This window comes from Chryseobacterium sp. WG23, from assembly GCF_024586575.1.
In the GTDB taxonomy this organism is placed as follows: domain Bacteria; phylum Bacteroidota; class Bacteroidia; order Flavobacteriales; family Weeksellaceae; genus Chryseobacterium.
The window spans coordinates 308,510-322,119 of the sequence record NZ_JALCZE010000006.1 but is presented as its reverse complement, the minus strand read 5'-3'; the positions used below and the strand labels follow the sequence as shown (position 1 = coordinate 322,119).

Below are 13,610 nucleotides of genomic sequence, written 5' to 3'. Positions count from 1 at the left end.
ATCCTGTTGCTGTGCTTCATTTATTGAATAAGTGATCAGGAAATTGTTTAAAATACACACCTCATCATCGGATGAAAAACAAAAAAAGGACTGGTTATCTGCCAATCCTTTTAACTTAAAACTGAGTAAGTATCTTTTAATCTCTCATCACTTCCCAAAGGCTCAATACTTCAATAGTATCCAAAGGTTTTGAAAGGATAATTCTCTTTGACGTTTTAGGTAACAGATCAAAATAGTTATCACTGAAATGAGTATCTCCGATTAAATAAACATCTTTTGCCAAGACATCAGTAGACAGTTCAATTTCGGTAGATGATATTTTCTTAACGGTAATGGTGGGCTTCAGAAGTTTTATATCTTTTGGTTTATTAAAAAAGAACAGCTTCTCCTGTTGTACTGAACCGTTTGCAAAATAAATCCTTAAAACAGACTTTGACAAATCGAATTTTGAAAAGTTTTCTTTTTTTATTTCCAACTGCTTTTTACTTGAATTAGCCAATAACTGATCTTTGGCATCCACAGACCAAAGAACTTTCCCCTCAAAGTTCATCAGCTCTGCTCCTGACCTGATTTCTAAATCATTAAGTAAATCACTGACAAAATAAATATCAAAAGCTTCCTTTGTTTCAGAAACAGATATTAATGTAGGTTCAAAACTTCTTTTTGCCTGGTAATGAAATGCTTTCCAGTTCCCCAGATAATCAATGGAAGACCATGAAACCACCGGCCAGCAATCGTTAAGCTGCCAGTATAGAGTTCCCATATTGTAAGGTCTTGCCCTGCGGTGGGCATCAATAGCAATCTGCATTCCTCTAGCCTGCAGCAATTGAGAAACATAATTATATTTTACAAAACCAGTCGGAATTTTATAATCGCGCTGCATATATTCATTAATAATCTCCCAACCCCGGCTATGTTTTTCATGGGCCTTAATTGCTGAATTCTGCAAATTCAAATCCGGAACTCCGCTAAACATAGATTTTGTAGTTTCTAACGTGGGCATTCCCTGAAATCCATATTCAGACATAAAACGTCCTACTTTTTCATTGTAAATTTCAAAAGGCTGTTCGCCCCACCAGACACCCCAGTAATGAGAATCTCCTTCTGTAAGGCTTTCCTTATGACCCCACCCGATTGACGGAGAACTTGGCCAATAGATATTTTTATCTGCTGTAAGGTTTTCTTTTAATGTACTTGGAATAAGGTCATGAAAAAGTTTTTTATAATCCTTCCAAACCTGTACTGAATCGTTTTTGGAATATTTAAACTGCTTCTGATATCCCCAGTTGACAATGGCTTCGTCAATTTCATTATTCCCGCACCATAAAGCTATAGACGGATGATTCTGAAGCCTGTTGACCTGATCTTTTACTTCTTCTTTTACATTGTTTAAAAATTCTGCATCTGCCGGATAAAAGCTTCCTGCAAACATAAAGTCCTGCCACACTAAAATTCCGTTTTCGTCACAAGCTTTGTAAAATTCATCATCTTCATAGATTCCACCTCCCCAGATACGAATCATGTTCATATGAGCTTCTTTGGAATCCCTGATCAGTTTTTGGTATTTTTCTTTGGTAATTCTTGGAGAGAAGCTGTCTGCAGGAATCCAGTTTGTCCCTTTTATATACAGTGGATTTCCATTAACTTTAAAATAGAAAGACTTCCCTTTTCCATCCTTTTCCTGTACCAGTTCTACTGTTCTCAGACCGATCTTATGGGTTTCATCAGACAAGAGTTTTGAATCCTTCTGCAATGTAATATCTATATTGTATAAATAAGGTTCTCCCCAGCCATTGGGCTGCCAAAGTCTGGGATTTTGAATAGGGTAAGGAATACTGATCTTATTCTGTCCTTTTTTTAAATGTACAGTATTTGCGTCATGATTAATATTCACCGTATATTCTCCCTCTTTATCGGCAAATATTAAGGTATGAATATTGAGATCCGCATTTTTATCTGACAAACTTTTCTGCTCAATCTTCACATGGACCAATCTGGCTGTATTCCAGAATGCAAGCTTCACATCTTTCCATATTCCGGCAGTGACAAGCCTGGGTCCCCAATCCCATCCAAACTGATATTGTGCTTTTCTGACAAAACTTCTTGGTGATTCCGGCATTGTAAAAGGAACTTTCTGAGCCAAAGTCTTTCCTGTTGCGACTGCTGATTTAAATTTAACCTGCAATATATTCTCACCACTTTTCAAGTTCTGTTTCACCGGAATTTCCCATTTCCTGAACATATTATCCGTTTTTTTCAACAGTTTCCCATTAAGATAAATTTCAGAAAACGTATCCAGTCCATTAAAAACCAAATCTATATTATGGTATTCCAGTTCTTTTGATGAAACTCTAAAGATGGTTTGGTAATCCCAGTCTTCATTCTCAATCCACTGTACTTTTTTTTCATTCTCATCTTTGAAAGGATCCTGAATAATTTTGTTATTCATCAGATCCAGATGAACCGTCCCGGGAACCTTTGCCGAAAGCCAGTTTTTATCTTTTGAGTTTTTAAATTGCCACTGCTCAGCAGACAAATCTCTTGCTGAAGATTGTGCAAAAAGAATATTCTGAATGAAAAAGAGAGCAAAAAAGATAGTTTTATTCATCAATAAGTTTATTTACATTAAGAAATGTGTAGTAATTTTGTCATCATTCCGAGGAACGAAGGAATCTCATGATATAGGTTGGGACTCCTCTCTACGTTCGGAATGGCAAAACGAACTTTATATTACCACAATTACTTAGCCTTCAAAGCAACAACCTCATCGGCATTAGCAAAAGCACCGCCATCAGTAATTGCAGAAGAATGAAAATAACCGGCATTGGTCAACGCCCGTATTTCTTCAATATTTGAGGAACGAAGTCCCCCACCTACAAGTATTTCTATTCTTCCATTGGAAAGTTCTACCAATTTTTTAAGGTTTTCCTTTCCTTCCGACACATTAGGTTTCTGACCTGAAGTGAGAATGGTTGTAAAACCACATTCTATTACTTTTTCTAAAGACTCTTCCAGGTCTTTCGCTCTATCAAAAGCACGGTGAAAAGTACATGGAAGTGGTGCTGCCAATTCTACCAAAGCGCTGTTCTGCTCACTATTCACCTCATCATTTTCGTCCAGAATACCAAAAACAAAACCATCAACTTTTAAAGATTTCAGGTGGATCAGGTCATTTTTCATTTGCTCAAATTCTGCTTCTGAGTAGGTAAAATCACCTCCTCTGGGGCGGATCATCACAAAAATCGGAATGTTTATTTTCTCCCGAAGTTTTTGGGTTATCTGAAAATCAGGAGTGGTTCCACCTTCACTTAAACCATCACATAATTCTATTCTGTCGGCTCCGTTTTCAAAAGCAATTATTGCTGATTCCGGATTGAAACATGCTATTTCTATTTTTGACATTTTTACTTTTATCTACTAGTTAAACTTAGTTTCTTCCTGCAGCACATCCGCAATCAGAAAAGAACCGTTTTCTTTGATTACATTAATCTTGATTGGATATTCAGCTTTGAGTTTTTTATCCGAAAGAATAATAGCAAACAAAAAGTCTTTTTCACTTTCTGCAAGTATTTTACAACTTGAAACTTTGACTTCATCCCAGTCTTGTCCGCTTATTAGAAATCCTGCACCAATTCCTGCCTTCTGAACATCAAATTTCTTTCTCCACTTATCTTGAAACTCTTTTTCGGTAAGACTGCCATCCACATCCATATCAACATTCATGGCGTCTGTTTTATAATCGTAATAATCTTCTGTCGTCATTTTCCGCATCTCCCTATCCTGGTTACTTAGATCAGTTTTAAAATAATCTTCAATGCTTTTTTCCAACCATTTTTGAGCTTCTACGTCTTCATTAACCTTAGATTTTGCATCCTGAACTACCTCTTCTTTTACCTGGGGCTCGGGTTGTATTACATTCTCCTTCTTTTCTTCCTTACATGCTATAATTAAAAACAAGGAAGCGATAATCGTTCTTTTCATATTTTTGTTTAATCTATATTTTGTTTTGGCTAAAGCCAATATAACTGTAACTTATTTGTTGGAATACGCAAAGACGCAAAAGTTTGTTCATTTGTATGTTTATAAGACGCAAGGATTTTATCTCCGATAAAATTGATGAGTGTTTAGTAGAGAAAAATATACTTCTTGCTGAACATATTTGATTTTCTCTTACAACTTAAAAACAGCTTACTATTTTAAAATTTTTGTGTCTTTGCATATTCCAAATTCATTTATTTCAAAGCAAATTCGGGGGTCTCAAGACGGTTTCCTTTCTGGTCATATACCGCAAAGTTAAATCCATCCTGAATACAGTAAGATCCGTATTCTCCTTTCTTATTGAGGGCAATAAATCCCACCTGAATATCTTTTAAATTTTTGTTTCTTTTCTGATTGATCTTTACAATTCTCTCTACAGCTTCTTTACAAGCTTCCTGTGGATTTCTACCCTGTCTCATCAGCTCAACCACAAGGTGTGTTCCCACCGTTCTGATCACTTCTTCGCCATGACCGGTTGCTGTTGCTGCCCCTACTTCATTATCTACAAATAACCCGGCTCCGATAATTGGAGAATCCCCTACTCTTCCATGCATTTTGAAGGCCATTCCGCTGGTAGTACAGGCTCCGGAAAGGTTTCCCTGTGCATCCAGGGCTATCATTCCGATCGTATCATGATTTTCAATATTGGCAATAGGTTTATACTGGCTGGTTTTAAGCCATTCTTTCCATTCTTTTTCTGATTCAGGAGTAAGAAGATTTTCTTTTTTAAAACCTTGTGAAAGGGCAAACTGCAGGGCTCCATCTCCTACCAGCATTACGTGAGGGGTCTTTTCCATTACCGCTCTGGCCACAGAAATAGGATTTTTAACATGTTCCAGGCAGGCTACTGAACCGATATTATAATTTTCGTCCATAATACAGGCATCAAGCGTTACTCTACCATCCCTGTCCGGGCGGCCACCATAGCCTACACTTCTTTCTTTAGGATCCAGCTCTACAAGACGAACTCCTTTTTCAACCGCATCTAAAGCTTTTCCTCCTTTCCCAAGAACAGTCCAGGCTTCTTCGTTGGCTTTTAGACCAAAATTCCAAGTAGAAAGGACAATAGGTTTGTTTACCGCTTTGGTATTTTCCGGTAATTCACTAGCCATTAAGTCTAAAGGATTTACCGCAAGTGCAGCTGTTGCGATCCCCAGTTTTTTGATAAAACTTCTTCGGTTATTGTTCATTGTATTCAAAATTATATAATACAACGCAAATATCTAAAAAAAACTTCAATGACACCCTCGAAATGGTGTAACAAGAGCTTCGTCTATTATTTTTATTATCTTTACCTTTGTAATGGACTTATTCAAACTCATTTGGAAAATACAGTGTAAAATAAAGTTGATTTGGTATCAATGTGGAAGTTTATCTCTGAAATATCCATATACCCATGTTCCTGCAATGGCACTTAAAAGGGTAACGGATACGGCTACAGCCCCTGTTCCTATCTGAGCAAAGAGTGGCCCGGGACACGCCCCCGTAATCGCCCATCCAAAACCGAAAATCACCCCTCCGTAGACCTGGCCTTTATTAAATTTTTTAGGGGACAGTGTAATAGTCTCTCCGTCAATTGTTTTTATATTCATTTTTTTGATCAGCCATACTGAAATGATTCCCACCAGAACAGCACTTCCAATAATTCCGTACATATGGAAAGACTGCAGGCGAAACATTTCCTGTATTCTGAACCAACTGATCACTTCGGCCTTCACAAAAATAATTCCGAATACTATTCCTGCTATAAGATATTTCAGGTTATAATACCATTTATATTCATTGTCATTCATATTGATATTTTTCACATCACCTCTATAATTATTTTTCCCTATTTTTTTTCTCATTTTAATTCTGTTTCTAAAATTAGACTTATAGAGAAAGGATTACCGGCAGAATCAGATTGGCCATTAAAAATCCACCTATCATAAAGCAGATGGTAGCGACTAAAGACGGCCACTGTAAATTGGAAAGCCCCATAATAGCATGTCCACTGGTACATCCTCCTGCATATCTGGTTCCGAATCCTACCAAAAATCCACCTACCACCATCATGACAAAGCCTCTCAGGGTAAATAAGCTTTGAAAATTCATCAGCTGTTCGGGAACAAGGTTGCTATAATCTGTAATTCCATATCCGGCCAATTCTGTTTTCAGATGGGAATTAACGGTTATTTCTGCAGGATTCATTAAAAAATTGGCGGCAATTAAACCTCCGAAGAAAATTCCCAGTACAAAAAACAGATTCCAGGCCTCTTTTCTCCAGTCGTATTTGAAAAAGCTCACATTGGCCGGTATACAGGCAGCACATATATGCCTCAGCGAAGAGCTTATCCCGAAGGATTTATTTCCCATGATCAGTAAAGCGGGAACGGTAAGCCCAATCAACGGACCAGCAATATACCAGGGCCACGGTTCTTTTATAATCTCCAACATCTTTATTTTTTTAATCTAATTTATTTAAACTTTAGTCTGACACACAAAATCACCTTTTACCAGGCTTTAAACCTTCTAAAAAAACTAAAACTGATCTAAAACTACTCTACTCAACTTTATCACAGCTTCTTTTTCAGTTTGTTTGATACAAATTTCATGCTTTCTAATTTTTTAAACAGTTACTTTTGTTACATAAAGATGAATAGAGATACAAATGGTAAAATAAGCCATTACTAGGAAGGAAGCCGAACAATACGTTAGAGTTAAGATTCATGGATATAACCACCCCGTCAAAAATTCTTTGAATTTGCGATACCTCTCTGGTGGAGAGGGATGTGAGTACTTTTTATTAACTTGGATTTTTGCTACAAATTGTCTTTTTTCAGAAGAAGGATTTTGTTTCTGCCCAACTTTACTGTTCCCTCTTCTTCTAGTTGTTTAAGAAGTCTTGATACCACTACCCTGGCTGTTCCCAGTTCGTTGGCAAGCTGTTCATGAGTTGTAATGATCTTTTCAGAACCGGTAATTTCAGATTTCTTACGGAGAAGATTCAGTAATCTTTGATCTACTTTTTTAAAAGCAATCGCATTGATGATATCCAGCAGCTCTTCAAAACGTTTATGATAAAGTCTGAAAATATAATCTAACCACTCCGGATGTTCTTTAATAAACAGAGAGGCCTGATCTACCGGCAGGAAAAGAATCTCTGCATCTTCCTCTACCTCAGCTTTAACAATACTTTTCTCATTGTGCATTCCCCCAAGGAAAGACATGATACAGCTTTCCCCGGATTTGATATAATACAGCATGATTTCCCGGCTATCTTCTTCCGTCCTGATCACTTTGATCATTCCTTTCATTACAATAGGAATAGCGCGAATGGAAGCATTTTCATCTAAAATAATATCTCCTTCACTGTAATTTTTCGTTGTTCCCAACCGGTACAGCTTTTCTACAAGATCCGGTGATGATAAGAATTCTGAAGAAAGCACACTTTCCTGCATTGTTAATTCAATTTTGGCTAATTTACACCAATTTCATCAACAAAAAGCCATGCTTTGGAATCTGCTCCGGGGTTTCCTGCCGGAATAATCCCTGCATTTTCTATGATCATCTTCAGGTATTTTGCATTTTGAGAACCTGCATTCAATTTTATTTTTCCTTTGGCATTTTGAATCTCTTCTTTTCCGATCTCTTTTATGAGCTTAAAATTCTTATTATCATCGGAAACAAAAATTTTAGCCGATTTAGCGAGATGAATCCAGCTTCCTTTATTTTCAAGGGTATTAAAATAAACTTCTGAAAAACCTGTTTTCTGTCCAAAATCTATGGTTGCTACCACATCTTTCCCATCAAAGCCCAGCCATGTTTTACCAAGCTGTTTTACATTGCCTATAATTCCATCTACCAAAGTGGAAGCGCCACCAAATGAATAATTTTCACTCGGCTGATTTTCAAGAGTTATTTTTTTTCCCGTAGTTTTTGAAATAGTAAACTGTTGTGAAGATATTGAACTTTTCAATTGACCATTTTCAAAATAAGCTGATTTGACAGTTATAGACTTAGGAATTGAAATGGGCTCCTGGTAATTTTTTGAATTGATCGTCGGATCTGTTCCATCTAAGGTATATCTTACTCCCTTTGGATCTTGTGAAGTGGATAATTCATAGGTAATGCCGTTATTACCGGGAACTATTTTTCCGGAAATATTGTAAATACTTTTCGCATAATTGACATTCATCTTATCAAGGACTTTAAACTGGCTGATCACTCTGTTTTCAAATTCTTTGTAGTTTTTAGGATCAGATGTTCCCCATCCTACTTCTGAAAGTGCCATTAATCTTGGGAATATCATATACTGTACCTGTTTAAAATCTGTAATATACTCCGTCCAAAGATTAGCCTGAACTCCCAATATATATTTTGCCTGTTCTGCATTCAGTTCTGCAGGAATAGGATTATAAGAATACACTTTTTCCAATGGAGTAAAGCCTCCGAAAGCATTGGGTTCTGATTGCGGATCTCCCTGATAATGGTCAAAATAACAGTATGCTCCCGGTGTCATCACTGCAAAATGTTTTGCTTTTGCTGCTTCAATTCCTCCGTTTACTCCTGTCCAACTCATTACCGCTGCATTAGGAGCTAATCCTCCTTCTAAAATCTCATCCCATCCGATGATCTTCCTGCCTTTGCTGTTGACATATTTTTCAATCCTCTGGATAAAATAGCTCTGTAGGCCATGTTCATCTTTTAAATTATTTTTCTTAATCAATTCCTGGCAGTGGACACATTCTTTCCATCTTGTTTTCGGACACTCATCACCGCCAATATGAATATACTGAGAAGGAAACAGCCGGATCACCTCATCTAAAACATTCTCCAAAAATGTGAATGTTTCATCTTTAGGACAGAAAACATCGTCCATAACGCCCCATTTTGTTGCTGATTCAAAAGGTCCCTTTGTACAGGCCAATTCAGGATAAGCTGACAATGCAGACAATGCATGTCCCGGCATTTCTATTTCCGGAACAACGGTTATATGTCTTTCCTGTGCATATTTTACCACCTCTTTTATTTGTTCCTGGGTATAGAAATAAGGTCCATAGGGTTTTCCGTCAAAGGTATTATCAGCGTAAGCACCAATCATGGATTCTTTACGTTTAGAGCCTATCTGGGTAAGCTTTGGATATTTTTTAATCTCAATTCTCCATCCCTGATCATCGGTTAAATGCCAATGAAAAGTATTCAATTTATACATGGCCAGATAATCAATGTATTGCTTTACTTCATCAACAGTAAAAAAATGTCGTGATACATCTAAATGCATTCCACGCCATGCAAATTTAGGCTGATCTTCAATTCTTAAGGCTGGAATTTTTTTATCTTCTCTATGCTCTTCAAAAAGCTGAATCAATGTCTGAAGCGCCAGAAAATATCCCTGTTTTGTATAGGAACTGATAAAAATTCCTTTTGGAGAAATAGTAAGTGTATATTTTTCTCTAACATCTTCAGTAGTAACAGGAATTTTTGGTTGTGGAACCAGCGCCTGGGTAAGGTGGGCCCCTTCTGTTTTACTGCTGTATTTAAATTTAACCAGTGAACCGAGACGTTTTTTGAAATAGTCTGTTTCCTCTTTTGGAAGCTTGTCATTCAATACCAATGTTTCAGGAATTATAAATTCCCCTTCTGTTATGTTTACAGTTTGGGGATAGGGAATTAAATTAGGCTTTTTCTGGGTATAAAAAACAGTTGAAAAAAGAGCTGAAAGCACAAGAATAAAATTTCTCATTGAAGATGTATTAATGTTTTAGCTAATATAACTTTTTTCTAAAAGCCTTTAGTTGTTTAGTTATTAAAATAGCGCTTAAGCTTTTGAAATTCTTTGCTTCCATTCTTTTACATTATTTTTTAAAACTTACCTAAACATTTAAAATAAAAAATTCGTTTTTTTTCTGGTTTACTTTTTGATAAGTGTAAGCAATTAAGGAATTAAACATTTAAATTTGTAAAAAAAATACGATGAAAAAAAACATTTTTATAGCAGCCGGGTTATTATTTTCAATTGCTACACAGGCTCAGCTTTTAGATATTTTAAAATCTACAGTGAAAGATAAAACAGGTGTTGATCTGAATGCTCCTGTAAAAACAAAAGGTTCTGCAGCCACAACCACACCTGCTACTTCTACGAAGATACCCGCTACTTCAACAGCCAATCTAGGAAATCTCACTTCCTCACAGATTTCATCAGGATTAAAAGAAGCTTTAAGCATGGGAGTGACCGATGGAGTAAAGAAACTGGCTTTAACTGATGGTTTTTTCAAGAATGAAGCTGTAAAAATTTTAATGCCTGAAAAATTAAGAAAAATAGATACTACATTGCGTTCTCTGGGAATGGGAAGTCTTGCTGATGAAGGAGTAAAATTATTAAACAGAGCTGCTGAAGATGCGGTAACGGAAGCTGCCCCTATTTTCGCCACTGCAATTACCTCCATGACAATTACAGATGCTAAAAATATTTTGTTGAGTACTGATAATGCTGCAACCAATTATCTTCAAGGTAAAACTCAGAGCCAGCTATTTACGGCTTTTCAGCCTAAGGTAAAAGCTTCTCTTGGAAAAGTGGGTGCAGACACAGTATGGAAAAGCCTTATTTCAAAATATAATACCTTCACAGGACAGGCTGTAACTACTGACCTTAATGAATATGTGACTACGGAAACCATCAACGGGGTTTTCAAAATGGTGGCTCAGAAGGAAAGTGGAATACGAAACACTCCGGCAATGAGAACTACAAGTATTTTGCAGAAAGTTTTCGGAGCACAGGATGGGAAATAAAAAATTAGCTTGATACAAACCTCAGCATTACAATATAAAAAGACTGTTTCATTATGAGACAGTCTTTTTGTTTGACTTTAATTTCTTCTATCTTGAAATTGAAGATTTGATGTAGTCAATTTAAAAAGTATAAAAACCTTGTCAGTGGCAAGGTGCTTTTATTTAGAATTGCATTTCAGGAATTTCTCCTTCAATGATCAAATCTGCTTCAGTTGATTTTATAATATGTTCTACTGAAACACCAGGAGCCCTTTCTATCAATTTAAATCCTGCCGGTGTTACATCCAAAACGGCTAATTCAGTAACCACTCTTTTTACACAGTTTACTCCTGTCAGTGGAAGTGTACATTTTTTCAGGATTTTGCTTTCTCCAGCTTTGTTGACGTGCATCATGGCTACGATAATATTTTCGGCGGAAGCTACTAAATCCATAGCTCCTCCCATTCCTTTTACCATTTTCCCGGGAATTTTCCAGTTGGCAATATCTCCGTTCTCTGAAACCTCCATCGCTCCAAGAATGGTAAGATCTACCTTCTGGCCACGGATCATTCCGAAGCTGAATGCAGAATCGAAGAATGAACCTCCTTCTAATATAGTGATTGTTTGTTTTCCGGCATTGATGATATCTGCATCTTCCTCACCTTCGAAAGGGAAAGGTCCCATCCCCAAAACTCCATTTTCACTTTGGAATTCTACGGAAATACCATCCGGAACATAGTTGGCAACCAATGTAGGAATTCCTATTCCCAGGTTTACATAATAGCGATCTTTCAGTTCTTTTGAAATTCTTTTGGCAATTTGTTCTTTTGTAAGCATAATAAAAACTTAGACTGCAATTTAATTATTTTCAACTGAATACAAAAGGTGTTTGTTGCGCTTAACAATTAACAGTGTTAGTTAAAATAATATCATTAATTTTGCAATATTATTTACTAGAATGAAAATACTTTTAAGATACCTTAAACCTTACCAATGGTTGATCATTATATCTTTGCTGTTGGCAACCATTAACCAGGTTTTCTCGTTATTTGCTCCGGCAATTACAGGTAATATCCTGGACCAGCTGGTCACTCACCCTAATTTTTTTGATAAGGAAAAGCTCTTATCCAGAAACCTGAATGAATATTTATATGGAACTTCAGTTTACCATGGTGCTTTTTATTTTTTAGGATTACTTATAGGAACAGCAATGGTAAGCAGAATTGCCAAGGCTTTTCAGGATTATGTGGTAAGTGTTATCACCCAGAAATTTGGGGCAAAAATCTTCACAGATGGTTTAAAACATTCAATGGCCCTGCCTTATCAGGAATTTGAGGATCAAAGGAGTGGTGAAACATTATCTATTTTAACGAAAGTAAGAGAAGATTCTGTAAAATTCATCACCAATTTCATCAATATTTTCTTTGGAATCTTAGTCAGTATTATTTTCGTTTCTGTGTATGCAATCCGGTTACACTGGTCGATTATGCCGGTATATATCTGCGGAATATTTCTGATCGCATTTATCACCAATTTATTGAGTAAGAGAATAAAAAGCATTCAGAAAAATATTGTTTCTGAAACTACGGCTTTAGCGGGAAGTACAACGGAAAGCTTAAGAAATATCGAAATTGTAAAGAGCTTAGGACTCACCAATCAGGAAGTGATCCGATTGAACAATAATACTTACAAAATTTTAGGGCTTGAGCTCAGAAAGGTTAAAAGTATCCGTTCTTTAAGCTTTATACAGGGAACGATGGTCAATTTTCTTCAACAGCTGATCACATTGACCTTATTATTTTTAATTTTTAAAAACGTTGTCACTCCCGGGCAATATCTGTCTCTGATGTTTTATGGTTTTTTCATTTTCGGGCCGATGCAGGAAATCGGGAATATCATTATTTCTTACCGTGAAGCTGAAGCTTCTCTCTTCAATTTTGACAATTTAATGAAGAAAGACGTGGAAGAAAAGCCTCTTCACCCTAAACAAATTGGCGCTATTGAAGAATTGGAGTTTAAGCATGTATCTTTCAAGCATCAATCTGCACAATATAAGGCCCTGAATAATATTTCTTTTGATGTTAAAAATGGAGAAACCATTGCTTTTGTGGGGCCAAGCGGTTCCGGGAAAAGTACATTGGTCAAATTACTGGTGGGACTTTACAGGCCTCAGGAAGGAAATATCTTTTATAATACGATCAATGGAAAAGAATTTGATTTTGACGAACTGAGAAATCAGATTGGTTTTGTAACGCAGGACACTCAGCTTTTTGCAGGAACCATTAAAGAAAATCTTCTTTTTGTCAATCCGAAAGCTACAGAATCTGAGCTGGCCGCAGCTTTGCAAAAATCCAGCTGTACCGCATTGCTGGAAAGGGCAGAAAAAGGTATAGAAACCGTAATTGGAGAAGGAGGACTGAAGCTGAGTGGTGGTGAAAAACAAAGGATTGCAATTGCCAGAGCACTTTTAAGAAAACCTCATCTATTGATATTTGATGAAGCCACTTCAGCATTGGACAGTATTACGGAGGAAGAAATAACTTCTACGATAAAAGATATTTCAAAACAAAAGGAACAAATTACTGTTCTCATTGCTCACCGTTTAAGTACGATCATGCATGCAGACAGAATTTATGTTCTTGAACGTGGGCAAATCGTGGAAACAGGATCTCATGAGAATTTAATTTCTGAAAAAGGGTTGTACTATGCCATGTGGCGGCAACAAATCGGAGAAAGGAAAACGCTTATTTCACAAGCATAAAAACAAAGCGCTGAAAATACATTACATTCAGCGCTTTGTTTTTTTTATGGTCAATAGAAAT

11 protein-coding genes are annotated in these 13,610 nt (G+C 36.6%); 2 read left to right on the top strand and 9 right to left on the bottom strand.

Features of this window, described 5'->3' with window-relative positions; genetic code table 11:
• Positions 1 to 136: 136 nt before the first annotated feature.
• From MP477_RS11655 to MP477_RS11620, 8 genes are all read right to left on the bottom strand, one after another.
• Positions 137 to 2,608 (bottom strand): glycoside hydrolase family 2 protein, encoded by a 2,472-nt coding sequence (locus tag MP477_RS11655; protein WP_257190561.1) that lies wholly within the window; start codon positions 2,606 to 2,608, stop codon positions 137 to 139.
• A 131-nt stretch (positions 2,609 to 2,739) separates the two neighbouring features.
• Complete coding sequence (locus MP477_RS11650; protein WP_257190560.1) at positions 2,740 to 3,402, bottom strand: copper homeostasis protein CutC; 663 nt, start codon at positions 3,400 to 3,402, stop codon at positions 2,740 to 2,742.
• 15 nt (positions 3,403 to 3,417) lie between these two features.
• On the bottom strand, positions 3,418 to 3,981 hold the full coding sequence (locus MP477_RS11645) for a hypothetical protein (RefSeq protein ID WP_230034382.1): 564 nt from the start codon (positions 3,979 to 3,981) through the stop codon (positions 3,418 to 3,420).
• 251 nt (positions 3,982 to 4,232) lie between these two features.
• A complete protein-coding gene (locus MP477_RS11640) occupies positions 4,233 to 5,228 on the bottom strand; it encodes an isoaspartyl peptidase/L-asparaginase family protein (protein WP_257190559.1) in 996 nt (331 codons plus the stop codon).
• A 168-nt stretch (positions 5,229 to 5,396) separates the two neighbouring features.
• Positions 5,397 to 5,831: a YeeE/YedE family protein gene (locus MP477_RS11635; RefSeq protein WP_257190587.1), complete on the bottom strand. Its 435-nt coding sequence runs from the start codon at positions 5,829 to 5,831 to the stop codon at positions 5,397 to 5,399.
• Positions 5,832 to 5,910: 79 nt separating this feature from the next.
• Positions 5,911 to 6,474, bottom strand: a complete 564-nt coding sequence (locus MP477_RS11630) for a YeeE/YedE family protein (protein ID WP_257190558.1) — start codon at positions 6,472 to 6,474, stop codon at positions 5,911 to 5,913.
• Between the two features lie 365 nt (positions 6,475 to 6,839).
• A complete protein-coding gene (locus tag MP477_RS11625; protein WP_257190557.1) occupies positions 6,840 to 7,478 on the bottom strand; it encodes a Crp/Fnr family transcriptional regulator in 639 nt (212 codons plus the stop codon).
• Between the two features lie 17 nt (positions 7,479 to 7,495).
• On the bottom strand, positions 7,496 to 9,763 hold the full coding sequence (locus tag MP477_RS11620; RefSeq protein WP_257190556.1) for a glycoside hydrolase family 20 protein: 2,268 nt from the start codon (positions 9,761 to 9,763) through the stop codon (positions 7,496 to 7,498).
• A gap of 230 nt (positions 9,764 to 9,993) precedes the next feature.
• Here MP477_RS11620 and MP477_RS11615 point away from each other — a divergent pair, with 230 nt between their 5' ends.
• Complete coding sequence (locus MP477_RS11615) at positions 9,994 to 10,809, top strand: DUF4197 domain-containing protein (RefSeq protein WP_257190555.1); 816 nt, start codon at positions 9,994 to 9,996, stop codon at positions 10,807 to 10,809.
• Between the two features lie 162 nt (positions 10,810 to 10,971).
• Here MP477_RS11615 and MP477_RS11610 read toward each other — a convergent pair whose 3' ends face one another.
• Positions 10,972 to 11,625: a CoA transferase subunit B gene (locus MP477_RS11610; RefSeq protein WP_257190554.1), complete on the bottom strand. Its 654-nt coding sequence runs from the start codon at positions 11,623 to 11,625 to the stop codon at positions 10,972 to 10,974.
• Between the two features lie 121 nt (positions 11,626 to 11,746).
• On the opposite strand from MP477_RS11610, the gene MP477_RS11605 reads away from it, so the two are divergent.
• A complete protein-coding gene (locus MP477_RS11605) occupies positions 11,747 to 13,549 on the top strand; it encodes an ABC transporter ATP-binding protein (protein WP_230034360.1) in 1,803 nt (600 codons plus the stop codon).
• Positions 13,550 to 13,610 lie beyond the last annotated feature (61 nt).